Source organism: Agrobacterium rubi TR3 = NBRC 13261, from assembly GCF_000739935.1.
GTDB lineage: Bacteria > Pseudomonadota > Alphaproteobacteria > Rhizobiales > Rhizobiaceae > Agrobacterium > Agrobacterium rubi.
The window spans coordinates 18,922-41,739 of sequence record NZ_BBJU01000024.1 but is presented as its reverse complement, the minus strand read 5'-3'; the positions used below and the strand labels follow the sequence as shown (position 1 = coordinate 41,739).

Genomic DNA, 22,818 nt, shown 5'->3' with positions numbered 1-22,818 from the left:
CCTAACCGCGCTTCATGACTGAGAGTGCGCTCGCCGGCTGCGCACCCGTCGTTGTGACGGTGTAGGCGCGGCCAAGCTCGACGCTGTTCGTAGAAAGGCGGGCCAGGAGCTGCCCCTCGAACGGAATGACGACATAGGCGAGCGGCACGGTGCGCGCAGCACCATCCGTCTTCTGGTCGGTCACCACCGCATAACCCCAGCCCTTCAGGGCTGCCTCGAGCGCCTGCCCGAAAGGCGAGCTGTCCTGCTTTAGCGAGACAGTCGTGGTCCCGGGGCCGATCTGCTCGGCGAGCCTGCTCACCATATCGCCGGCGATCGCGCTCGCCGCCTGGCCTGAGATCTCGGCAGGGGCATTGCTGGAGGTCAATTCTTCCGTTCCGCGCGACTGGCATCCGGAAAGGAGAAGGGCGAGGGCGCAGGCGGCGGCAGGGCCGCGGAGGGTGTGCAAGGCGCGCGCGAGAAAGGGGAAGCTTCGCATCACCGCCCTCCCCGCCGGATCGTCACCTTCTCCTGTCTCCAGCCGACGCCGGAGACCAGGACCGCGCGGTCGACGTGGTAGTCGACCACCATCATGTCGCCCTTCATCCGATAGTTGACGATGCGGTTCTGACCACCGGAGACGACAAACAGCACGGGCGCATCCTGGCCGGAGATCGTGCGCGGGAACTGGACGTAAGTCTTCTCCCCGTCCGAATAGACGCGCGTCGGCCGCCACCCTGCATTGCCCGATACAGAATAGGCAAAATTCAGTTGCTCGGCGGGAACGCCGGCGCCGGGAATGGTGCTGGCTTCCATCCGCGCGTTGATGTCAGCGAGCTTGATGGACACGTCTTCCGGATATTCGAAGCCAACACGTGCCATGTATTGTGTCTGGTGCGACTTGAGCTGGATATGGTAGGTGCGACGCGAGGTGGTCACCACCATCGAGGTGACAAGGTTGGACTCCGATGGCTTGACGATCAGGTGGATCGCCTGCCCTCCTGCCGCTCCCGATGTTGCGGGCTCAACCTTCCACCTAACGGTGTCGCCGACGAGTACGTCGCGAACGACCTCGCCGCCCTGGAGCTCGATGTCGCAGACCTGCAAAGGTGAGCAGACGACGGAGGGCTGCACTTCGCCATAGAGGAAGATCACCTTCCCGTCCGGTCCTTTCGTGACAAGCCCGCGTGAGTCGCGCCACTGGGTGGAAATCCCCATCCCCTTCGCTTCATTGGCGGTGACGCCATCAGCTGCGAGCGCGCGGGAGGAAAGAGAAGTCGGCAACGGCACGATTGCGGCAACGATCGCGGCGGCAGCCAGCCTGGCCGGAAAACGTCTCAGTCGAATGTTCATGTTCGGGGCCATGCCTTTCAAAGCTGCGCGGTCCAGTCGAGATCCCTAAGATAGAGTCCGATCGGGTTAAGCCGGATGACGCCCTCGTCCTGCGGCGGTGTAAGCGTCACGGTGGCGATCCCGCGGAACCGGCGCGTGGCGGTCTCCTTGCCGCGGCGATCGCGCTCGAACTCGGTCCAGTCGATCTGGTAGGACTGGTTCGACAGCGCGACAATGTTGTTGACCTCGACGGCGACGGTGGCGTTCTTCGCCTTCTCGAAGGGTGAGGAGGAGCGGAACCAGGCATTGATTTTTTCTGTCGCAGGGTCCGAGGTCCGAAGCAGCGCATAGGTGCGGTCGATATATTGTTTCTGCACGACAGCATCCGGCGACACCGACCGGAAGTTCGAAACAAAACTGCCAAGCGTGGCGCGCACCACACGCGGATCGGCATACTCGATCTGCTGCGGGAAACCGGCGCTTGAGGCCGTGCCGAGCTTGTCGACCTCGACGATATAGGGCACCAGCTTGACCTGAGTGCTCTGGTAGAGAGCGTAGCTGAAGCCGACCACCGCCATGGTCATCCCGGTGACGCCGACCAGACGCCAGGCCGCGGCGGCCTTCACATAGGAGCCGTAGCGCTCGTTCCATTCCGTTCTCGCTGCGATATAGGGATTGTCGGGCGGGGTGCGTCCGGCCATGCGCGGTCAGCCTCTTACTTGTTTTCGTTGACGGGTGGAGGCGGAGGAGGCGCCGAGGGCCTGCCGGATTGCCGGGTCTGATCAAGCTTGGCATTGGCGAGGCCGAGCAGAGAGCCGGCATAGGCGCCGGGCGAAGCGATCGCCTTTTCTCGTGCCGCAGAGCTTGCCGCCCATCCGGCGTTGCCGATGCCGGACGCCATGCCGCGAAGGGCTGCTCCCGCCATCGACGATCCCCCTGCCCTCGCCGAGCTCGCTGATTCTGCCCCCTTCATCGCGGCGCCCGCGCCAAGGAAGGCGCCACCGGCGGCGAAGGCGGCCGTCTGACCACCATGGCGGATCGCCTCCATGCCGCCTGAGACCGATGCGCCCTGCACGACGCCCTGGATGATCGGCGGCACATACATAGCGATGATGAAAACCACAACGGAGATGCCGGCGATGCCGATCGTGGTGATGAACTGGTCGGAGGTCGCCGTCGGCGCCTCGGCCAGCCCTATCAGAATGTCGGATCCGATCTTCGCGATCATCACCAACGCCATCAGCTTCATGCCGACCGAGAAGGCATAGACAAGGTAACGGACCGCGAAATCCTTGGTATAGGAGCTGCCACCCAAGCCGAGCATGATCATGCCGGCGAGGAGGCCCACATACATCTCGACCATGACGGCGACAAAGATCGCGGCGACGAGGCTGAAAGCGACGACGACAACGATCATCGCGAAGACCGCGGCGATCGCCAGTGCGTTGTCCTCCCACAGCCCGAACTTCGCCTGTTCCGACATTTTGGAGGCTACGCGGATACCCGCATCGAAGATGTTGGCCGGCGACGCGGAGCCCCCGCCGGCGCCGATCTGGAACAGGCTGTCCACCACCGCCTTCGCGAGCGCCGGGCCGCGATCGAGGATGAAGGCGAAGAGACCGATGAACATGATCCGACGCACGAGCTCGGCGAACCACGCGTCGAGGCTTGCCGCATTGATAGCCAGCCACACGGCAGCAATACCGATCTCGATCCCCGCGAGGATCCAGAACAGGGACCGTGCCGCGTTCATGATCGTCGTCTCCCAGCCCTTGGCGGCGGTGACGACCTGGTTCTCCAACGTGGTGAGCACGGAACCTTGCTGTGCGAGCGTCGGCGCTGTCGCAAGAGCCAGGATCGCGATGACGATGAAAGCGGTTTCGAGCTTGCGGGACGGGCGGACGACTACCATCGCGGCTTCATTTCCTGCCCGCCGCGCACGTCGCGATCCGGGTCGCCGCCGAGGAAGCGCTCCCGGTGGTCGCGCTGCGCTGCGCCAGAACCGGACGTCCCGGCCGGTGTTTCAGTCGCAGCATCCGGTTGGACCACCACCCAGACGATCATGCCGGCTCCGAAGGCGACCAGACCCGCGACTGCGAGGACGATGAGGATGCGCGGGCTCACCAGCGCGGCTCCATCGTCTGGCCGCCGCGAATGTCATTGGTCGGCGCGTTGAAGAATTTTTCGCGTCGGGCCTGGGCGAGGTCTTGTCTCGCCTGTTCCGACTGAAACCATGTTCCCATCATCGTGGTCTGCTGCGACACCAACCCACGCAGCTTCTGCATCTGTGCCACCTGCTGGGTGGCGATTTGGTGCCCCACCTGCAGGGCCTTCATCTGGCCGTCGGCGCTCTCCGACATCGAGCGCAGCGAGGACATGGTGGATTCCTCGCTAGAAAACTGCTCGGCCGTGAGGTTAGCCGCCTTCAGTGTGCCCGCGATGGTGTCGCGATTGGTGTCGGACCAGTTCTGATAGGTCGTTGAGAAGCTCTGGCCGCCCGGCAGGTTGCTCTTCATGTCGGCAAAACTCTGGAAGCGCTGCTTCACGACGTCGTCGATGTTGCCCATCGAAAAGGCGACGCCCTGCCCCTGCGCGACGATGTTCTGGAGCTTGTTGAGGTCGTTCTCGACCTGGCCCCAGATATGGGCCGGCAGTTGCGCGGTGTTCTGCAGCAGATTCTTGTAGATGTTGATCTGGTTCTGAATCTGCTCGGCAAGCTGGCTGATCTGGGTAATCTGATTGTTCACCTGCTCGGCGGACTTGCCGACGAGACTAATGAGCTCCGCATTGTTGGCGAGTTGGGTCCATTCGGTGGCCTGTCCGGTAACGCCGCCGGCATATGCGGTAAACGGCAGAGCGACCGGGACGATGATGGCCGTGATCATGGCGGCGCGCGCCGCTTCAAGCGGCCTGGAAAAGTGTTTCGGCATGGGCGATCCCCCTTTGCTGGAGCCAGTGCTTGGGCCAATCCGCCCCGTGTTGGAAGTGAAGGGCGCGGATGCGCTTCAGGTCCTCCTTGCCGGACGCACCGACGAAGGAAAGCGCTACGGGACCGAGCGACATATCGAACAGCCGGCGGCCCTCCGGCGAGGCGACGTAATATTCGCGTTTCGGCAGTGCGGTGGCGACGATCTCGATCTGTCGCTCATTGAAACCGATGCGCTCATAGAACTCGCGCGTCCCTGGCTCGCGTGCCGCGCCGTTGGGCAGACATATCTTGGTCGGGCAGGATTCCTTCAGCACGTCGATGATACCGGAGCGCTCGGCGTCGGAGATCGACTGCGTGGCGAGCACGACTGCGCAGTTGGCCTTGCGCAGAACCTTCAGCCATTCACGTATCTTGTCGCGGAACGTCGGATGACCGAGCATCAGCCAGGCCTCATCGAGAATAATGAGGCTGGGCGCCCCCGTCAGCCGCTTCTCGACCCGCCGGAACATATAGAGCAGGACCGGGACGAGATTGCGCTCACCCATATTCATCAGCTCCTCGACCTCGAAGCACTGGAAAGCGCCGAGCGCCAGTCCGTCCTGTTCGGCATCAAGCAACTGGCCCATCGGTCCATCGACCGTGTAGTGGTGCAGCGCATCCTTGATCTCGCGCATCTGCACACCGGAGACGAAGTCCGAGAGCGAGCGGCCGCGCGATTCCGCCATCAGGCCCAACTGCCTGGAAATGGCGTTGCGATAGTCAGGCGTAACCGTGACGCCCTGCAGGGCGACGAGCGTCTCGATCCACTCCGCCGCCCAGGCGCGGTCGCCGTCCGACGCGAGTTCGGCGAGCGGGCAGAAGGCCAGTCGCGGCGAAGCCCCCTCCCCTTCTCCGGACGCGTCCCCGCCGATTTCGTAGTGATCGCCGCCGATGGCGAGTGTCAGCGGCAACATCGACCGCCCCTTGTCGAAAGCGAATATCTGCGCATCCGCATAGCGCCGAAACTGCGCGGCGATCAGCGACAGCAAAGTCGATTTGCCCGAGCCGGTCGGGCCGAAGACCAGCGCATGCCCGACATCATCGACATGCAGGTTCAGGCGGAACGGCGTCGAGCCGCTGGCGACCTGCATGAGCGGCGGCGATCCCGGCGGATAGAACGGGCACGGTGCGATGGGGCTTCCGGACCAGACCGAGTTCAGCGGAATGAGGTCAGCGAGATTGCGCGTATTGACGAGCGGCTCGCGGATATTGGCATAGGAGACACCCGGCAGACTGCCCAGAAAGGCGTCAGTCGCGTTCAGCGTCTCGATCCGGGCGCCGAATCCTTCGGCCTGGATCAATCGACGGATCGCCTCGCACTTTTCCTGAAGCCGTTCTTGCTGTTCATCGAACAACACGATGACCGGCGTGTAATATCCATAAGCGACGAGCTGCGACGATGCCTCGGCGATTGCGTCCTCCGTCTCGGCCACCATCATCATGGCGTCCTGATCCACCGAACGGCTCTGGGTCTGGAAAAGCTGATCGAAGAACGGCCGCACCTTCTGCTGCCATTTCTTGCGGGTGCGCTCCAGCTTCTGGCGTGCCTCCTGCTCGTCGAGAAAAACGAAGCGCGACGACCACCGATAGGTGAGCGGCATCAGGTCGAGGCTGTTGAGGATCCCCGGCCAGCTCTCCGCGGCTAAGCCGTCAATGGCGACGACGCCGAGGAAGCGGTTCTCGACCGTCGGCGTCAGACCGTGCTGCAGCTCGGCCGTGACCAGCCAGTCAAGATACATCGGGATATCCGGGAGCCGGACTGGATGGTTCTCACCGGTGATGCAGAAGCGGATGAACTGGAACAGCTCGTCATAGCGGGCTATCCGGAAACCCCCGCGCTCTTCGGTTTCGCGCGTCACCATGCGGCGGATGGAGACGACATTGGCAAGGTACTGCTCAACCTCGCGGATCGAGGTCCGGAAAGACTCTAGCGCCGTGTCGGCATAGGTGGCCGAACGGCTGGCAGTGTCGGAATAGACGTAGCGCGCCAAGCCGGAGCGCCGAGGCTCGGGCGGCCGCCAGGTCAGGATCAGCGCGTGTCGGCTCTCGAAATGCCCGCTCTCCCTCTCGAAATGCGACCTGCGCTCCTTATCGATGGCGCGGGTGACGGGATCGGGAAAGTGGCAGGCGCCCTCTGCCGGATAGTCGATCGTCGGGACCCGCAAAGCCTCGACCTGGATCATCCAGCCCGAGCCCAGACGTGAGAGGATCATATTGATCTGCCGCGACACCTCGTTGCGCTCTGAGTCTGTCGAGCTTTCGCTGTCCGGGCCGGCAAAATACCAGCCGGCCGTCAGTGAGCCGTCCTTCAGAAGGATCACGCCATTGTCGACCAGGCCCGCATAAGGAACCAGATCGGCGAATGACGGTCCGGAGTGTCGGAAGAGTTTCAGTGCCACCATGTCCGCCTCTTCAGAACTTGCGCCACGGCGTCGAGGTCGTCCTGTAGATGGATCGATAGGACACGTGCCGCAGATAGACGCGGCGCATCAGCGGATCGGCCTTCGCCATCATGCGGAGAGCAGCAACCGCAACCAGCCAGATAGCCAAGCCGAACAGCGCGGCGTACCAGGTCAGCACCACGAAGATCAGGATCACGGCGGCAAGGCCGGTGAGCAGAACCAGCTCGCGGTCGGCGCCCATTAGCAGGTTCGGGCGTGATAGCGCCCGATGTATTCGAGAGCGGGCAAGATTGGAGCCGGGTTCAGCCATGAGCCCCCTCCCCTTCCGTTCGAAGCTCCGAAGACAGTTCGACATTCCAAGATCCGGCTCGCCCCTCAAACTCGCCGATCGAAGCGCCCGTCGCACCGAAGAGAGCGACGATCTGGGTCGCGCCGAGTAACACGCCGCCAACAAGGGCGACGTAACAAAGCCTCCTGGCGAAGTCGTTCAGTTCTCCCCCGAAGATCAGCATGGCACCGGCGATCGCCACCGCTGCGAGTGCGATGAATCCAGCCACCGGTCCCGTGATCGACTGTTGGATCTGTTGCAGCGGAGATTCCCACGGCAACCCACCCCCGCCCGAAGAGGCGAACGCCGGATTGACAATGCTGATCCAGGAGAAGGCGGCTAGCGCTGCAAGCGCAAGGGTGATTTGGGTCTTACGCGACATGGCTATCCTCATCGATTTGGGCGTAGTGTTCGGTCTGGTAACGGGAGTTTGCGAAACCCTCGATGTGGATGACTTCGCGGACCCGCCTCCCCTTCCCCGTTCGTTCGATCGAGACGATCAGATCGACAGCCTCGCCAATCACCTCCTGCATGGGCTGCTGGCTCGCTTCCGCGGTCAGTTGCTCGAGCCGGCGAAGAGCCGACATCGCCGTATTCGAATGGATGGTGGTGACCCCGCCCGGGTGCCCGGTGTTCCATGCCTTGAGCAGCGTAAGCGCCGCGCCGTCGCGGACCTCGCCGACGATGATGCGATCGGGTCGCAAGCGCATCGTACTCTTGAGAAGCCGAGCCATATCGATTGTGTCGCTTGTGTGGAGCGCAACGGCGTTCTCAGCCGCGCACTGGATCTCGGCGGTGTCCTCCAGAATGACGATCCTGTCGTCCGGCGCATTGGCGACGATTTCGGCAATGACTGCATTGGCGAGCGTCGTCTTTCCCGAGCCCGTGCCACCGGAAATCACGATGTTCATGCGAGACGCAATCGCGCTGCGCAGAACCGAGGCCTGCGCCTCCGTCATGATCTTGTGCTTCACATAATCGTCGAGCGGGATCAGGCGCGACGCGCGACGCCGGATCGTGAAGCTCGGTCCGGAAACGATCGGCGGCAGCAAGCCCTCGAAGCGGTGGCCGCCGATTGGCAATTCGCCGGAGATGATCGGCTGCTCGTCGTCGGCTTCGGATTGCAGTGCGTGGGCGACGCTGCCAATGATCACTTCCGCCGCGGCGGGGCTGAGGTGGCCTGCGGGGGCAACCCCATGACCCAGGCGCTCGATGAAGAGCTTGCCATCGGGGTTCAGCATGATCTCGACCACTGTCGCATCATCGAGGGCGACGCAGAGCTGGTCGCCGAGGGCGTCCTGGAGTTTGCGTACCAGACGCGAATGGGAGCGCAGCTGGGTCACGCGGCACTCCTGATCGCTGCCACGTCGATCCGGGGGATGGAATAATAGCCTGGAGGGCAAACCTGCTCGAAGCTGGCACGATCGGCCCGCAGGCTTCCCGCAATGGCGATGGTGTTGCTGATTGCGGCCGGTTGGCCGAGCCGTTGCATAGGCCAGCCCGCCCGCTTCAGGATACGCTCGAAGCGAAGATCGGTCGCCGTGACGATCTCGTTGTAGCCATTGGCCATAGACCATTCGATGATGCCGGCGAACAGGGTGAGCGTAGCGACATGCAACTGGCTTGCATCCCTCCGCGAGACAAGCGCGGTATCGACACAGAAGCGCGAGCTCTCGACCATCCCGGAATGCGCGACGAGCGAACCCGTTTCGAGGAGCTGGGGGAAAGTCTGCTCCAGCATCGTAGGGCCGAAAGCCGGAAGAAGACGGGCGCAGCCTGCGACAAGTCCACTATCGGTAATCGCCAGAAGGTAGGTTGGCTTGTAACCATCGTACTGGTCGCGCTCTTCCCCTTCTGTAATGGAGACTTCCCATTCCAGGCGGCCGCCGAACACCGTCGCGCGAAGACGGTGCATTTGTTTGAGGAAGCTTCGATTACGTTCGTATTGGTCCGGCGAGACTGTCAGTATCCGCATCATGATCTCCGCATGAACAGGTCATGCGGACAGAAATCATCTCACGGCGCGTTTGCCTACGTGCAGATTTGCACCTCAGGTGATTCTACCGAGTCGGCGTTCCAGGGCGCGAAATGCGAGCGGGTGAGGCCGGCCAGACACCATCAAGGTTGTGCGAATCTGCACTTGGTGCCACGTCGCACAGAAGAAGAGAATCGGTCTAACTCACAGATAGCATTTGAAGAATCGGCATTTAGTGTGATTTCGATTGAAACGGGCGTAACCTTTCATTAACCAAAAACGTCTTGCAACCTCACCCGCATTAGGTAATCGTCACGGATAAATGGCAATACGCGCCAATTAACCGTGACAAGAGATTACACCGTGAGCAAAGCCGCTGCCATATCCCGAAATGATCGCCCGTCGGTAGATGTCACCATTGGTGAGCATGCTGAGCAGCTCAGCTCTCAGCTTCAAGCGATGAGCGAGGCTTTGTTTCCTCCGACATCACACAAGAGCTTGCGCAAATTTACCTCGGGTGAAGCCGCACGTTTGATGAAAATATCTGACTCGACGCTTCGCAAGATGACACTGGCTGGCGAAGGGCCGCAACCTGAACTCGCCAGCAACGGGCGGCGCTTTTACACCCTCGGTCAGATAAATGAAATCCGGCAGATGCTTGCCGGCTCGACTCGAGGACGTGAAAGCATTGATTTTGTGCCTCATCGCCGAGGTTCTGAGCATTTGCAAGTCATTGCCGTAACCAACTTCAAAGGTGGCTCTGGGAAGACGACGACGTCCGCTCATCTTGCACAGTATCTGGCGTTGCAAGGTTACAGGGTTCTCGCAGTCGATCTCGATCCGCAGGCTAGTCTTTCAGCACTCCTCGGCGTTCTGCCAGAAACTGATGTCGGTGCAAACGAAACGCTCTATGCGGCTATTCGGTATGACGAGACACGTCGTCCGTTGCGAGATGTGATCCGACCGACGTATTTTGATGGTCTTCACCTTGTTCCTGGAAATCTCGAGCTTATGGAGTTCGAGCATACCACCCCGAAAGCATTGACTGACAAAGGTACGCGCGACGGATTGTTCTTCACTCGCGTGGCCCAAGCCTTTGATGAGGTCGCCGACGATTACGATGTCGTGGTCATCGACTGCCCTCCTCAGCTTGGGTTTCTGACTCTCAGCGGGTTGTGTGCTGCAACATCAATGGTAATCACCGTACATCCTCAGATGCTGGATATCGCTTCCATGAGCCAGTTTCTCCTCATGACACGCGACCTTCTGGGTGTCGTGAAAGAGGCGGGGGGCAATCTCCAGTACGATTTCATACGCTATCTCTTGACGCGCTATGAACCCCAGGACGCGCCGCAGACGAAAGTGGCGGCACTGCTGCGCAACATGTTCGAGGATCACGTCCTTACAAATCCTATGGTCAAGTCGGCAGCGGTGTCTGATGCCGGTTTAACCAAGCAGACCCTCTATGAGATAGGGCGAGAGAACCTTACGCGCTCGACATACGACCGGGCGATGGAATCTTTGGATGCCGTGAACTCCGAGATCGAGGCTTTGATCAAGACTGCGTGGGGGCGAGCATGATGATGGGTGGCGCGCTTCCCGTGGGGCTGTTGGGAGCTCCCAACCGTGATGTGTTGAATCGCCCACTGGGAAACGGGAGCTGGAAATATCGCGTTGGTTTGAGACACCGACGTATGCCCCTAGCTAGTTGGCCAGGGCTCAGTCGCCTTTTCCTGTTGGGAGCTCCCAACCAGGCGCGTGTGCAATCAAAAATCCGACGGCACGCACCCAAAACCAAGAGGCCGACATTATGAGCCGTAAAGACGCAATCGACTCCTTGTTTCTCAAGAAGCAACCTGCGACCGATAGAACAGCAGTCGACAAGTCAGCCGTTCGTGTTCGTACCGGAGCGATTTCGGCCATGGGTTCGTCATTGCAAGAGATGGCCGAGGGAGCAAAAGCTGCAGCTCGGCTGCAGGATCAACTGGCTGCGGGCGAAGCCGTCGTGTTCCTGGATCCATCCATGATCGACGGGTCGCCGATCGCGGATCGGCTGCCCGCGGACGTCGATCCGAAGTTCGAGCAGCTTGAGGCGAGCATTTCGCAGGAGGGGCAGCAGGTGCCGATTCTTGTCAGACCGCATCCTGAGGCTGCCGGTCGATATCAAATCGTATATGGAAGGCGGCGACTGCGCGCGGCAGTAAATCTGCGCAGAGAGGTTTCTGCAATTGTCCGAAATCTCACGGACCGTGAACTGGTCGTGGCCCAGGGCCGCGAAAATCTTGACCGTGCTGACCTCTCGTTCATTGAGAAGGCTCTCTTCGCCCTGCGCCTCGAAGATGCGGGTTTTGATCGGGCCACCATCATTGCCGCGCTTTCCACTGACAAGGCCGACCTCAGCCGCTACATAACGGTAGCCAGGGGCATACCGCTGAACCTTGCCACGCAAATTGGTCCAGCGTCGAAAGCGGGTCGATCGCGTTGGGTCGCACTTGCCGAGGGGCTTGGGAAGGCCAAGGCAACGGACGCAATCGAAGCGGTGCTTGAGTCAGAGCAGTTCAAGCACTCCGATAGCGATGCCCGCTTTGCCCTCATTTTTAACGCCGTTTCAAAGCCGCCCGCTAAGGCTCCAAAAAAGGTAAGGGCCTGGAGCACGCCAAAGGGGAAAAAGGCTGCGACGATCCGACAAGAAACCGGACGAACAGCTCTGGTTTTCGACGAGAGACTGGTGCCAACTTTTGGCGAATATGTCGCTGACCAGTTGGATAGTCTGTACGCCCAATTTATTGAAACAACCGGAGGAGGCAAGCTCGACCAATAGCCAGGGTTTCATCCAATTCAAAGCTTCGCTCGATTGAGATGGACTGGCTCTCACCGCAAAAGAAAAAGGCCCCCGAAACGGCGTTCCGGAAGACCTTCTCTGTAGTCTCGCAGCTAAGAGAATCGCATTTCCAGAAATCGTAGTCAAGGGTCCCGTAAGGGAAAGCGTCATTTCGACGGGCGGATTTCTATTGCCTAACAAAAGGTAAAAGGAAATGCAGACGCATATCTCAACGACGTCCTTTGGGCGGCGGCCGATGACACTCGGCCATCTTGCAAGCCAGATGGTCGCAAAAGCGGTCGCATCAGACGCTGTCGCCAACAAATGGCAGGTCTTCCAGCACATCCGTGAATCCCGGGAACTGATCGGAGCCACGGACCGCTCGCTCTCGATCCTGAACGCGCTGTTGACGTTTTACCCGGAGACCACCTTGACTGGTGGCGCCGAACTGGTCGTATGGCCTTCTAACGAGCAGCTGATGGCTCGCGCCAACGGCATGCCCGCCACGACACTGCGCCGGCATCTTGCCGTACTGGTTGATTGCGGGCTCATCATTCGCCGCGACAGTCCCAACGGCAAGCGATTCGCTCGCAAGGGAAGGGGAGGGGAGATCGAGCAGGCCTACGGCTTCGATCTGTCGCCGATCGTAGCGCGGGCCGAAGAGTTCCGAGATTTGGCCCAGGCGGTGCAAGCTGAAAAGAAGGCCTTCCGGGTCTCCAAGGAACGGCTGACTCTGCTTCGCCGCGACATCGTCAAAATGATCGAGACTGGCGTCGAAGAAGGCGTTCCCGGAGACTGGGGAAGAGTTACACAGACCTATCAGGGGATCATCGGCCGCTTGCCGCGCTCTGCACCCCGTCAGCTTGTCGAGAGTATTGGTCACGAACTTCAGGATCTCTGCACCGAGATACGTGACGTATTGGAATCATTTGCAAAAACAATGAAACTGGACGGCAATGAGTCCCATTTCGGTCGCCACAAACAGAATTCAAAACCAGACTCTAAATCTGAATCTGAATACGGCTCTGGAAAAAATGTAGAAGCGGGCGGCAGCGTTGCGGAAACCGACAAGGTGCGGAGCTTGCCGAAACGCGAGCTGCCTTTGGGGATAGTGATGGATGCCTGCCCCGAAATTCAGGAACTGGCCCAGGGAGGGACAATCCGGCATTGGCGGGACTTGCTGGCGGCGGCTGAGCTTGCCCGGCCGATGCTGGGGATTAGTCCGAGCGCCTGGCGGGAGGCCCGCGAAACCATGGGCGAGCAACACGCTGCGATCACGCTGGCGTCAATCTATCAGCGGGCCGGTCAGATCAACAACGCCGGCGGTTATCTCCGAAGCCTGACCGACCGGGCCAAGGACGGGAAGTTTTCGACTTGGCCGATGGTTATGGCGTTGCTCCGGGCGAAGCTGGACGAGCAGAAGAATGCAGCCGGCGCTGGAAAGCCGCGAACTGATGAGGAGGTCGAGGATGACAGCCGCCTCCACGTATCGGAATCGCTGCTGAAAAACCTGCGAAAGCCGAGATCATGGTGATCCCCTCGCTATTCAGCCGCCGCGATGTCGACCTCGGTGATCAACCCGGAACGTCGGGCGCGATCGATCAGGTTCTTGACGGACGAGGGCGACCATTTGGATCCACCGCGCGGCGTACGTTCGTGCAATCTTTCAAGCTGGACAGCGATCTCACGAAGCTTGAGGTCCGGGTTCGAAGAATGAATGCCAGCCACAAGCGTCATCAGGCGGTCTTCGGGAAGACGGGGCAGAGATTTTTTCAGCAGCGCCGGATCCGCCATGCGTTCAGACACCATCCACTTCACAGCTCGGCGAAGACGTTCTGGCGTCCATTCGAGGCCGCGCTGCTTGAGCACTCGTGCGATGTCGTCCCATGTGTGATCCGGCCGCATGCGCCGAACGGTCGGAAGCCATTGGTTCGCCGAGGCCTGGATGCGATCGCCATATGCCGCTTTCTGGGCCGCGGTCATCCTGGCCAACACCTCGGGGCGTTTTTCCCGGATGCCGGGGTTGCCGGAAAGCTTTCCCTTGGACTTGGCTGCCCGGATACCCGCCTTCGTTCGTTCGGAAATGAGCGCGCGTTCGAGCTGCGCCACGGCGCCGAGAACCTGAAGGGAAAACATTCCCTGCGGCGTCGACGTGTCGATGGGATCGCGCAACGACCGGAAATGCGCGCCCTTCACCGTCAGATCCTCGATAACCTCAAGCAGATGGCTGACCGAGCGCGCCAAACGATCAAGCCGTACCACAACAAGCGTGTCGCCGGCGACGATCTCGCGAACGAGTTTGGAAAGGGCAGGCCGGGCACGGGAGGCGCCGGATCCGTGTTCTTGGACGATCATATCGCACCCCGCCGATCGCAAATCGATTTCCTGGGCTTCCGTCGCTTGCTCGTCCGTAGACACGCGTGCATAGCCGATCAGCCGGCCCTGTGGTCGACGGGAAGCCTTATTCTTGGTGTTAGCAGCCATTTGCAGTGCCTGAGGAGTGTTAAAGAGCATTTTTCCAAACGTAGAGGATAAGGATAAACGATCGTTTGTAAACGTCTCTTGGTCCTTTGGAGTCAAAGTAAACACGTCGCAAGTGGCTGGAAAACAGTGGTTTTCATCGATGTCACGTCCATCGGCGCTAATCCTGTACAGTTCGAACGCCTTGGCAGCTCTAAATAGTACGCGCGCGAGAAAAAGTATCTGCTATGATTGAAGTGTATGCTATTATAGCTTCAAGATGGTCTAAATAGATACGTTAAAACAATGAGATATGAAATTGGCGATTTGCCTTTGACAGTGCTGCTTCCGGCTATCGCAAGGGCAGAAGATCAAATCGCGCGTCTGGACGAAATTGTTCGTCGCAGCCCCGTCAGGCAGGGCTTTACCGAAAGGTCTCACTTCACCGAGGCGGCCGCAAGCATGTGGATCGCAGGCGAGCTTGTCCACATCGAGGATCTCGTTCTCCACGACGCAAATCGGGATGTGCGTACCCCGACCCACGAAATCACCATCGCACATTCGATCCTGAGAGCGCGGCGGCGCATCGAAAAAGCTGACCCTGACTGGGCGACGAGCAGGGCTGGGATCGTAAACCTGGTGGGGCGGTCAGAGGGCTCTGCGGAACGAGAGTCGGTAGGGAAGGGGAGATCGCCCTTGCCCGCCGAACTGACGCTGAACGAAGAGGACAACTGTTTCGCCGCGGAGATGGCCGAAATCGATGCAGTTCTTGATCGGTCGACCCGCGCACTCGAAGCGGTGGTAACGGTGGAGGGCAGCAAGGCGGATCCTCTGATGGTCGGTGAGCTCGTTGTCCGGGATCCGGGATGGGACGAGGAAGGGCGCCTTTCGGCTTGGAGAGCGGTTCTGGCTCAGGCTGACGCCTTGCCGACTACCTTGGCGGCCGCAGTGATATGGGACGCATGGGAAAGCATGGAGCCATTGCAGCGGCAGCATTGGCTTGGTACCCAACTCGTGAATTCATATTTCCGGGTGCGCGGAAAGGTGTCCTCGCACCTGTTTGGCATCTGCTCCGGTCTTAAAGCTGTGCCGCGGGAACGGCGGCGATCACACAATCGCGTATCACGAGTGCTTGCCGGGCTGGATGCAATGGCGAGCAGCGCTGAACTGGCCATGAAGGAAGTCATTCGGCTGGGACAGGCGAGGGAGCACCTCGAGCGAAAACTGAAGGGAAAGCGCTCGTCCAGCAGTTTGCCGCGCGTTGTGGACTTGCTGATGACGCGACCGATCGTGTCCTCGTCGATGATAGTCAAGGAATTGAAGGTTAGCCATCGTGCGGCGCTCGATCTCGTCGCCGAACTCGGCGTTCGGGAAGTGACGGGGAGAGGAAGCTTCCGTGCATGGGGTGTGATTTGATGTGAAGGCGGCAAACATGGTCGGTGCGAGAATTGAACGAATTGAGGCGGTCGCGTCCTCGCGCGTTTAGATGTTTCTGGTCATAGAATTCCTTTTGTTTCGCGGCTCATTCGTGGCGACGCATGTCGCAAACGACACGCATTCGCCGCCGTAAAAATCCGCAGGAGAGGGCGGCAACGTTCATTTGAACTCAGTTAAATAGATCGTCTTGATGCCGTCCGGCGTTAGGCCAGTACGACGCAATTCAGCCTCACAGCGCTCTTGAAGAGCCTCCCTGTCTCCGGGTTGCCCAATTAGATAGACATAGAGATTGCGGACCGCTCCGACGAGCTTTGTCACTTCCTCCAATTTGAGGGCGTACGTTCCCTGGGTGCTTGCTTTCCGATCGGCGATGGGCTCCGGAAGCGCCGAAACCCGCAAAGACTGCCTTCCGGGATAGCATCGCCTGAACCATTGCTCGGCTTCTAGGAGTTGAGCATGGTCGTTCTTGTAGAGCGGGTTGTCCTTCTCCTTGTCGCTTTTGGCTTCTATGACGAAATCGAACAAACCGCTCGTTCGCCACAAAACATCAGGCCCTGTTTTGTGCACTGCTTCCGGCCGCTCGGCGTCAAAACCAAGATATGCTCCAAGGTTCTTTAACGCTTCCTCATATTGGAAAGGGGAGGCGTCGGGCACTAAAGCCGAGACCGCTTCGTTATAAGCAGGAATGAGCGATCCACGACGTTGATATTCGAGGATTCGGCTAACAATCGCCATGGATTGTGGACCAGCCATTGGTCGCGGAATGTAGGCCGGTCGGATGCGAGGTGGGATATGGTTGTTGTTGGTTGCGAAAGCTGACGTCTGAAGTCGCTGACCTTTGTGATCATCATTCATATGGAAAGCGATGCGAGCTGCCAACGAGGAAAGCCATGCCCTTCTCTGACCATCCTGGGCAAGGTCTGGTGAGGAAATCAGGTGTTCGAGTTCTTGAATGGCGCTTTCATACTGTCCCACTCTTTCCAGCCGGAAAGCCCTGCGCTCAGCACCGGCGACCTTCAGCGACAGTTCGTCGATCCCCGGGGGCCGGGTGGCGGCTGCCAACTCTGACGCATGGTAGGCAACCCAATCCGGATCCCTGTTCAAACACTTGAGCATCGTTTCGCCAATTTCCTGATAGCTGGCGACAGCCTCACTCACTTCCTGTCCCACGTTGAGTTGTACCCGGCTGCTCGCGGTCAGATGCTCAAGGTTCTTCTTGCGTCCGATCCATGCAACCAAATCGCTTCCCGTCAGGACGACCACGCAGAAATCGCCGCCCCCCCTAGAGCCGCGCCCTAGGCCCTGCTCGATCCGCTGGGCCAACAACGAGTTGACCGCGGAATCTGCAAGAACACTCGTCCGAAACATATCGTAGTCGGTCGTACCCTGTGGCAGGCCATCCATAATCAGCAGGCGGCAAGACTGACCAGCCAAATCAATGCCGTCGTACCGGTTAGCAAGAACGATCGGACCCTTGAACGATCCGGCCTGCATATCTTTTATACGGTGGCTAACCGCTTCACTTGTCTCTGGATATTCCGCAGTATCCAACCATCCTTTGGCAACGGTCCCGGACGGCGCCAAAATCGCGACGCCGGCGTAACCGGCAATCCATTTCGCGATCTGTTTAACCATCGGTGTGATAGCGACATTGCCGAGCGGCATCAGCTCGGGCACCAAGATCATGCGCTCGCCTACACCCGCGAGCGATGAAGACTGAATCGGTCTGCCAACTGCAGCAGGGGAGGCACCGAATGTGCGAACAATCTCGCTGTCGTCCGAAATCGTAGCAGACATGTAGATCCGGCGTTTAGCGTCATCGAACGTCGGAAGAAGATCAACCGGCGGAAAGGTGGGGGTGATCGTCACCGATTTGCGGCTGAAGAGGCAGTGGCACATGGCCAGATTGTCACGTAGGAGAGGCCATATGTAGGGATCGACGCCCTCGACATGCTGTGAAAGAAATTCCCGAACTTCGGGGACCTTGGACAGCCAAGCCCAGCTGGGGACCTCGATCACGCCGAAGTCCTTCCCCCTCGTGATGTCAGCAAAGGCGCCGCCTCGTCCGACCTCGTCGAACGCGCCCCTGAAACGATCCGCCATCTCCTGATAGACCTCGAGGTGGTCTTTCGATGTGATCGTCAGGCTGAATGCTTTACGAACAGAGGAAAGCGCGACGTGCGCGTCGTCTAAGATGATGCCTCCGACTTTCACTGCCGGTTTGGCGGAACCTCGAACACCAAATTTGCTGCGACCACTGAAAAGGCTCTCGTAGGCCCCCACGAGAACGGCGTTACCATCAAGAAACTCGGAGGCTAAAGGCTGCCCCCTCGTGTAGGGCACCGCGCGGATTCCATATTCAGTCGCTTTGGCAATAACCTGTTCGACGAGCTGGGTAGTTGGTGCGAGATAAAGAACGGGTTCACCGAGTTCATTCATGGTTGATTGTGCCATGAGAAGCGCAACCAGGGTCTTTCCTCCCCCCGTATGCAGTTTTACAACGACATCCTTGTCGTTTCTCCGGGATGGATACCAAGCATCGAGAGCTTCGGCTTGGCTAACATAAAGGTCATTGATCCCGACGGCTTTCGGCAGGGAATGAAAGATATCTCGTGGGGCGACGGGCTTCGGCTTTGCCTTGTCCTCGCGAAGCTTTTTGAAATCGACCACCTCTTGCCCCCCATTTTACCGACAGTTCTGCTTTAACAGATGTATGCCCAAGAGAGAGGCATTGAAAATACCTACTACTTAGAAAGACGTGTTGCAGGTTATTTTTTCGGCGGGCGTTACTGACGCCTAACGATATGGCAGGAGCAGGATGACAAACCATGTTTTCTGCATCCACTAATTCACAGACGTCCAAGGTTGAAAGTCAGAAATCAATTCTGTCCTCTCGCATTTCACCACCAAGGCCAAATAAATACATGGAGCCATAAAATGACAACAGATCGCTCCGCGGCGCACCGTCGATTCGTTGTGTTAGCGCCTCGGCCACCACGCCGACGTGCTTTACGAGTGCGTCCAGATGTTGCTTTGTTGGTTGGTTCCTATCTCCAAGCGCTGCCTTCAGCGCATACAGCCGTTCAAGCGGCGCTGGATGGGTCTCGGATACCGAAAACCGAGGTATGTCGAGAAATCGGGAGCCCAAAAGTTCAATTAAGTGGAGGAAGAGAAATATGTGATAGGCGCCGTTGGAAAGGCGGAGTTTTGCATCTTTATCCGACCCGATGGCTGTAATCGCGTGGAGGTCAGCACTGAATTCTAGATCGTGGTTATAGGTTTTTAGATCCTCCAGATTTTCGGTCGAAGATGCTTCTTCCATATGACCTAGAAGCAAATGACTAAACTCATGCCCGAATGTGAATTCGAGCATGTCGTCTACATCGCGCTTGATAGCAGCGTCCACACTCGCTGGAAGTTTAGCTCGCGGATCGATGTCAAAGTCCTGGGCTTCTGACCCTATCATCGTCCGCAGGGCGATTAAGGCTGCATCAATCCGGTCGCCCATCGGAAATTCATAGTGTGCGCCATGAAAACATACAGTCATGAAATAGAGGAAGTAGCGCAACGCTTCGGAGACGATGATCACCTCGCCTACCAGGGATTTTAAGCAAGCCGCGTTCACTTCCAGGGTTGGGACGTAGCCATATGGGATTGAGCGAGCGGATTTTCGTAAGGCCTTCGGCAGTCGCTCAAGATAGCGTCTCGGAGCCAAATTGACGGTTTCGTAATAGGACGTCAGAGTCCAAGGGCGACCGTTCTGCTGGAATGCACGCTTCCGGTGGGCAAGCACCCTCGTAACTCGAGGAGAATCGGCAACGGAGTTAGCCCGAATTCGCAGCAAGTAGTCATGCGCGCTTCTCAACGACCTCAGCCGGAGAATCTCATTCTTAGAGCAGAAGGGCGCATAAACCAGTTCTTCGTTGCTGAGATCTGGATCGCGTGGTTCGATCCCTGTGACGTAGAACTCGCCACGTTCATCGCCGATGATGAAACCATTCGCGGCGCGGCGCGCTCCGGGAAATTCCTTCAGCCATTTCCGTATTTCGTGCTCTTCCATTGCGAAACGACAACCCTCGTGCCAAGTAGAAAAATACGCAAACTAAAAAGTCCGATAGTAATACGCGAATAAGCCTAACTGCCCGTCTGTAAATCAGGTCGATAAAAAGAGGGTAAGTTTGCCATCAAATCTCTAAGGGCCTCAGTGCTGGCCGCTCCCGAATCTGAGGGCAACAATCTGGACAAATCGGACAATCCGCATTATCTTGGCTGTAGTCAAGAAGGAAGACGAAGATGGTTGCTGTCACCCGTAAAACGCAGATGGGCGCAAAGCTAGAAGTCAATCCAGCTGCGGTAGCCGATGTTCTCAAGGTTCTGGCCCGACACAATCCAGGCCTTTCAAAGCCGGCTCTTGCAGCGACTGGCAGGGTCATGGCCGTGGTCTCTGCGGTAGCAGCGCGCCTTTCTGTCGAGCAACAGCGTCGGATTGCCGACGACGAAACGGAACTCGCCCATATTGTGGAAGCCGCCGTCGCCGAACTGGCTGCGAAGCCAGGTCATGTGCTCGCGGAGGTATCGGTCGAAAAACCTGTGGAGGTCAGCCGAGGTGGTGGTCTGGGGCAATCGGTAGACATTGAGGAAGGGCGCCGCAGGCTCGACGAATTTGCGACGCCAACCCGCATCGAAGACTGGGCCGGTCCGGTCGCCGGTCCGGGCGATATCGAGAAGAAGTTCGGCACGAAGCGATCGACCCTGCACGACTGGCACAAGCGCGGAGCTGTCGTCGGTCTGCTCAGGGGCGAGCGAAAGCATGTCTTTCCCCTGGCTCAGTTTGTGGATGGTCGGCCGGTCGAGGGCATGCCTCAGGTCACCAAAATCATCCGCAATCCGCGTGTAGCGTGGCAATGGTTGATCCAGCCGAAGCCAAGCATAGGCGGAACGCCGCTCGACAATCTCAAGATGGGCAATCTGGACGAGGTTCTGGATGCAGCTGAGCGCGATTTTGGTTGAGCTGAATCGTGAAACTTGATCCCCAAACGGTTCGGGAGCTCGCGCTTGCCTTTCTCCCGCAATCTTATGTCCGCATTATACCTGTAGCCCACATGTCGACCCCGCTTGGCATGGGTTTCGGCCAATCGCGATTCTCGAGCCCCAACCAGATGTTCCGACTGCTTTATGCCGCATATGATCTCGCGACCGCGATTGCGGAGACGATTGTGCGCGACCGCTTCGAGGGGACCCAGGAGCGAGTGCTGGATGAGAGCGAAATCGAGGACTGGTCGGTCACTGAGGTGACGGCCACGGATGCTCTCATTCTTCTCGACCTGCGCACGACCGGCCTCCTGAGGTTGGGCGTCAGCACGGACGCAGCCCGGGGCAAGGAACATCAGGAAGGGCAGAGACTGAGCGAGTCGATCTTTCGATCCTATGCTGTCGATGGATTGCTCTATTCCTCACGCCTCACGGCGGCAGATTGCGTGGCGGTCTACGATCGAGCTGTCGGTGAGAAACTTGTCGCCTCTCCGGCGGTCGAGTTGGTTCGTCAAGCCGACCTGATACCCGCCCTGCGGTCTATCGGGGTGTCGATCCGGGCTGGGCGTTAGGCATGCCCGTTACAGTCACTTCCGCAAACTTCTCGGGGCGATTTACGGCGTTGAATGGCACGAAAACGTTGCCAGCGACACATGCCGACATCATCCGCTCGTTGCTGACCGTCGGCTATCCCAGCCGTCGAGCCGCTGTCCGTACCGTTGGCCCCTGGCGGGAGAAAATGCTGGTCGCGATGGCGACGGGCTATCTGGATGCCTCCTTGAACACGACGGCCTATTTTCGGAGTTTGGAGCAGTCGGAGAAGGTGGGGGTTTCGTTCCTTTTCGGCGAGGCATTCACGCACTGGTATGCTCAGAGTCAGATGAGCGTCCAGTATCTCGTGCATGTCGCCGGTCTTGCCTCCTGCCGATGGGGATCCCCATCGGCTCCGGTCGTGCCGAAGGCTGGCGCAGCGCCTCCTCCTCCAAAATCGCGTCCCGACTTTATCGGCATCAAGCGAAGGGAACGCCACGTGTTCGAGAGTAAGGGTCGCATCCGAGCGCCAGCCGCAAGCACCGTTGCGAAGGCACTGGGGCAGGTTTCGGCGCTTCACACGGTCAACGGACGGGCGCCGACCACGCGCTGTGCAAGCTTCTTCATGTTCAAGGCCGGTGGTGCAGAGGGCAGAGTGCTGGATCCGCCGGCAAAGGGTGACGGCATCACCGTGACGTTTGATCTCTTCGAAGCGATTACACGAGCCTACTCCTTTATCCTCGATCAGCCGGTACTTGATCTATCCGATCAGGTTGGTGCGGGTTATGTCGGCCGCGAGATCGATGATGGTGTGTTCTTGGGTATCGACAAGGAAATCCTTGCCTTGGTACAAGAGCGGCCCCCGACTGAAGCAACGCGTCGCAGGCGTGTCGCCCAGGTCTTCTCTGCCCTTGAAGATCGGTCGCAGAACTATGCGGGTCGGCAGGATAGAAGTGTTTCGTCCGGCCTTGACGGGGTCCTGCTTCTTGACCGCCGTTCGCCGCGCGCCCTTCGACGCTTCCGGACGCAGGGTTAAATGGCCGACTTTATGTCGGGGTGTTGGTTTCACCTCCTGACCAGCAATTTCATGTGATTTACGACAACCCTATAATTCCATCAGAGATGCTCGCTCCATGACGACCCTTCTCGGCCTCACCTATATCTCAAATGAAAAAGTGCCGCTCGCGGACCTGGACGACTATGTAACCGTCCACGTGCCGAGTGCTGGGTTTGATCAGCACCTCGGAAATCATTCACCATGGTTTTGGTCGATCGATAGGAGAGGCGGCGGCGTGGATTTCAAGCAAGGGAAATATGACTATTGGGTGCGCCGGGTCGGTTCCAACCAACCAATAGGTTTTCCGGTGCTGACATCGACCTCAAAAGAGGAGGGCTGGATCTCAGTCATGGACGGCCGACATCGCATAATGGCAATTGTCGATAGCGGTCGGCAGGCCTTTGCAGCGAGACTTCCCAGACCAATGCTGGGAACGGCGCAAATGATAATTCCAGGCCTCGAAATCTTTGATCTGTAGACTACAGACGGCGCCGAGG

The 22,818-nt window shown here is 58.9% G+C and carries 22 protein-coding genes; 8 read left to right on the top strand and 14 right to left on the bottom strand.

The genetic code is table 11. The features are described from left to right. Position 1: 1 nt before the first annotated feature. The 11 genes from trbH to traI are packed head-to-tail and all read right to left on the bottom strand — an operon-like array spanning position 2 to position 8,984. Positions 2-478, bottom strand: a complete 477-nt coding sequence (trbH, locus tag RRU01S_RS18080; protein WP_012654962.1) for a conjugal transfer protein TrbH — start codon at positions 476-478, stop codon at positions 2-4. After that, positions 478-1,332 (bottom strand): P-type conjugative transfer protein TrbG, encoded by an 855-nt coding sequence (gene trbG / locus RRU01S_RS18075; protein WP_041724026.1) that lies wholly within the window; start codon positions 1,330-1,332, stop codon positions 478-480. The genes trbH and trbG overlap by 1 nt, the downstream gene beginning before the upstream one ends. 17 nt (positions 1,333-1,349) lie before the next feature. Next, positions 1,350-2,012, bottom strand: coding sequence for a conjugal transfer protein TrbF (locus RRU01S_RS18070; RefSeq protein WP_012654964.1), 663 nt, complete (start codon positions 2,010-2,012; stop codon positions 1,350-1,352). Positions 2,013-2,026: 14 nt separating this feature from the next. Then, positions 2,027-3,223 (bottom strand): P-type conjugative transfer protein TrbL, encoded by a 1,197-nt coding sequence (gene trbL / locus RRU01S_RS18065; RefSeq protein ID WP_012654965.1) that lies wholly within the window; start codon positions 3,221-3,223, stop codon positions 2,027-2,029. Next, positions 3,217-3,435 carry an entry exclusion protein TrbK gene (gene trbK / locus RRU01S_RS18060; protein WP_012654966.1) on the bottom strand — a complete coding sequence of 73 codons (219 nt, stop codon included), beginning with the start codon at positions 3,433-3,435 and terminating at the stop codon, positions 3,217-3,219. The genes trbL and trbK overlap by 7 nt, the downstream gene beginning before the upstream one ends. Continuing rightward, positions 3,432-4,241, bottom strand: coding sequence for a P-type conjugative transfer protein TrbJ (gene trbJ, locus RRU01S_RS18055; RefSeq protein WP_012654967.1), 810 nt, complete (start codon positions 4,239-4,241; stop codon positions 3,432-3,434). Before trbJ ends, trbK begins: the two co-directional genes overlap by 4 nt. Beyond that, positions 4,213-6,681 carry a conjugal transfer protein TrbE gene (locus tag RRU01S_RS18050; RefSeq protein ID WP_012654968.1) on the bottom strand — a complete coding sequence of 823 codons (2,469 nt, stop codon included), beginning with the start codon at positions 6,679-6,681 and terminating at the stop codon, positions 4,213-4,215. Before RRU01S_RS18050 ends, trbJ begins: the two co-directional genes overlap by 29 nt. Before the next feature lie 10 nt (positions 6,682-6,691). Beyond that, the gene (locus RRU01S_RS18045; RefSeq protein ID WP_012654969.1) at positions 6,692-6,991 is read right to left on the bottom strand and encodes a conjugal transfer protein TrbD; all 300 of its coding nucleotides are present in this window, start codon (positions 6,989-6,991) and stop codon (positions 6,692-6,694) included. After that, the gene (trbC, locus tag RRU01S_RS18040; protein WP_012654970.1) at positions 6,984-7,391 is read right to left on the bottom strand and encodes a conjugal transfer pilin TrbC; all 408 of its coding nucleotides are present in this window, start codon (positions 7,389-7,391) and stop codon (positions 6,984-6,986) included. Before trbC ends, RRU01S_RS18045 begins: the two co-directional genes overlap by 8 nt. Then, the gene (trbB, locus tag RRU01S_RS18035) at positions 7,381-8,352 is read right to left on the bottom strand and encodes a P-type conjugative transfer ATPase TrbB (RefSeq protein ID WP_012654971.1); all 972 of its coding nucleotides are present in this window, start codon (positions 8,350-8,352) and stop codon (positions 7,381-7,383) included. Before trbB ends, trbC begins: the two co-directional genes overlap by 11 nt. Further along, positions 8,349-8,984 carry an acyl-homoserine-lactone synthase gene (gene traI, locus RRU01S_RS18030; protein ID WP_041723972.1) on the bottom strand — a complete coding sequence of 212 codons (636 nt, stop codon included), beginning with the start codon at positions 8,982-8,984 and terminating at the stop codon, positions 8,349-8,351. The genes trbB and traI overlap by 4 nt, the downstream gene beginning before the upstream one ends. Positions 8,985-9,347: 363 nt before the next feature. Here traI and repA point away from each other — a divergent pair, with 363 nt between their 5' ends. From repA to repC, 3 genes are all read left to right on the top strand, one after another. Further along, the gene (gene repA, locus RRU01S_RS18025) at positions 9,348-10,565 is read left to right on the top strand and encodes a plasmid partitioning protein RepA (protein ID WP_041724029.1); all 1,218 of its coding nucleotides are present in this window, start codon (positions 9,348-9,350) and stop codon (positions 10,563-10,565) included. Between the two features lie 229 nt (positions 10,566-10,794). Next, entirely contained in the window at positions 10,795-11,805 is a 1,011-nt protein-coding gene (gene repB, locus RRU01S_RS18020; protein ID WP_012654974.1) for a plasmid partitioning protein RepB, read from the top strand. 214 nt (positions 11,806-12,019) lie between these two features. Then, a complete protein-coding gene (gene repC, locus RRU01S_RS18015; protein ID WP_012654975.1) occupies positions 12,020-13,339 on the top strand; it encodes a plasmid replication protein RepC in 1,320 nt (439 codons plus the stop codon). 8 nt (positions 13,340-13,347) lie between these two features. Here the strand turns inward: repC and RRU01S_RS18010 are convergent, their stop codons facing one another. Beyond that, entirely contained in the window at positions 13,348-14,289 is a 942-nt protein-coding gene (locus RRU01S_RS18010; RefSeq protein WP_045231688.1) for a recombinase family protein, read from the bottom strand. 282 nt (positions 14,290-14,571) lie between these two features. Here RRU01S_RS18010 and RRU01S_RS18005 point away from each other — a divergent pair, with 282 nt between their 5' ends. Continuing rightward, on the top strand, positions 14,572-15,681 hold the full coding sequence (locus RRU01S_RS18005; protein ID WP_045231687.1) for an RHE_PE00001 family protein: 1,110 nt from the start codon (positions 14,572-14,574) through the stop codon (positions 15,679-15,681). A 180-nt stretch (positions 15,682-15,861) separates the two neighbouring features. On the opposite strand, the gene RRU01S_RS18000 is transcribed toward RRU01S_RS18005, so the two are convergent. Together RRU01S_RS18000 and RRU01S_RS17995 are read right to left on the bottom strand one after the other, a co-directional pair. Beyond that, a complete protein-coding gene (locus tag RRU01S_RS18000) occupies positions 15,862-18,372 on the bottom strand; it encodes a DEAD/DEAH box helicase (protein ID WP_045023411.1) in 2,511 nt (836 codons plus the stop codon). A 202-nt stretch (positions 18,373-18,574) separates the two neighbouring features. Next, entirely contained in the window at positions 18,575-19,762 is a 1,188-nt protein-coding gene (locus tag RRU01S_RS17995; RefSeq protein ID WP_045023413.1) for a phage exclusion protein Lit family protein, read from the bottom strand. 233 nt (positions 19,763-19,995) lie between these two features. Here RRU01S_RS17995 and RRU01S_RS17990 point away from each other — a divergent pair, with 233 nt between their 5' ends. The 4 genes from RRU01S_RS17990 (at position 19,996) to RRU01S_RS17975 (ending at position 22,799) form a co-directional block, all read left to right on the top strand. Continuing rightward, complete coding sequence (locus RRU01S_RS17990; protein ID WP_045023415.1) at positions 19,996-20,712, top strand: antitoxin Xre/MbcA/ParS-like domain-containing protein; 717 nt, start codon at positions 19,996-19,998, stop codon at positions 20,710-20,712. Between the two features lie 92 nt (positions 20,713-20,804). Beyond that, positions 20,805-21,305 (top strand): RES family NAD+ phosphorylase, encoded by a 501-nt coding sequence (locus RRU01S_RS17985; protein WP_234903667.1) that lies wholly within the window; start codon positions 20,805-20,807, stop codon positions 21,303-21,305. A 2-nt stretch (positions 21,306-21,307) separates the two neighbouring features. Beyond that, positions 21,308-22,300 (top strand): hypothetical protein, encoded by a 993-nt coding sequence (locus RRU01S_RS17980; RefSeq protein ID WP_045231686.1) that lies wholly within the window; start codon positions 21,308-21,310, stop codon positions 22,298-22,300. Positions 22,301-22,397: 97 nt separating this feature from the next. Further along, positions 22,398-22,799, top strand: a complete 402-nt coding sequence (locus RRU01S_RS17975; RefSeq protein WP_012654983.1) for a hypothetical protein — start codon at positions 22,398-22,400, stop codon at positions 22,797-22,799. The last annotated feature ends 19 nt before the right edge of the window (positions 22,800-22,818 follow it).

Coding starts and splice junctions, on each gene's coding strand:
- trbH (WP_012654962.1), bottom strand. CDS start 478: ATGCGAAGCTTCCCCTTTCTCGCGCGCGCCTTGCACACCCTCCGCGGC.
- trbG (WP_041724026.1), bottom strand. CDS start 1,332: ATGAACATTCGACTGAGACGTTTTCCGGCCAGGCTGGCTGCCGCCGCG.
- RRU01S_RS18070 (WP_012654964.1), bottom strand. CDS start 2,012: ATGGCCGGACGCACCCCGCCCGACAATCCCTATATCGCAGCGAGAACG.
- trbL (WP_012654965.1), bottom strand. CDS start 3,223: ATGGTAGTCGTCCGCCCGTCCCGCAAGCTCGAAACCGCTTTCATCGTC.
- trbJ (WP_012654967.1), bottom strand. CDS start 4,241: ATGCCGAAACACTTTTCCAGGCCGCTTGAAGCGGCGCGCGCCGCCATG.
- RRU01S_RS18050 (WP_012654968.1), bottom strand. CDS start 6,681: ATGGTGGCACTGAAACTCTTCCGACACTCCGGACCGTCATTCGCCGAT.
- RRU01S_RS18045 (WP_012654969.1), bottom strand. CDS start 6,991: ATGGCTGAACCCGGCTCCAATCTTGCCCGCTCTCGAATACATCGGGCG.
- trbC (WP_012654970.1), bottom strand. CDS start 7,391: ATGTCGCGTAAGACCCAAATCACCCTTGCGCTTGCAGCGCTAGCCGCC.
- traI (WP_041723972.1), bottom strand. CDS start 8,984: ATGCGGATACTGACAGTCTCGCCGGACCAATACGAACGTAATCGAAGC.
- repB (WP_012654974.1), top strand. CDS start 10,795: ATGAGCCGTAAAGACGCAATCGACTCCTTGTTTCTCAAGAAGCAACCT.
- repC (WP_012654975.1), top strand. CDS start 12,020: ATGCAGACGCATATCTCAACGACGTCCTTTGGGCGGCGGCCGATGACA.
- RRU01S_RS18010 (WP_045231688.1), bottom strand. CDS start 14,289: ATGGCTGCTAACACCAAGAATAAGGCTTCCCGTCGACCACAGGGCCGG.
- RRU01S_RS18005 (WP_045231687.1), top strand. CDS start 14,572: ATGAGATATGAAATTGGCGATTTGCCTTTGACAGTGCTGCTTCCGGCT.
- RRU01S_RS17995 (WP_045023413.1), bottom strand. CDS start 19,762: ATGGAAGAGCACGAAATACGGAAATGGCTGAAGGAATTTCCCGGAGCG.
- RRU01S_RS17990 (WP_045023415.1), top strand. CDS start 19,996: ATGGTTGCTGTCACCCGTAAAACGCAGATGGGCGCAAAGCTAGAAGTC.
- RRU01S_RS17985 (WP_234903667.1), top strand. CDS start 20,805: ATGTCGACCCCGCTTGGCATGGGTTTCGGCCAATCGCGATTCTCGAGC.
- RRU01S_RS17980 (WP_045231686.1), top strand. CDS start 21,308: ATGCCCGTTACAGTCACTTCCGCAAACTTCTCGGGGCGATTTACGGCG.
- RRU01S_RS17975 (WP_012654983.1), top strand. CDS start 22,398: ATGACGACCCTTCTCGGCCTCACCTATATCTCAAATGAAAAAGTGCCG.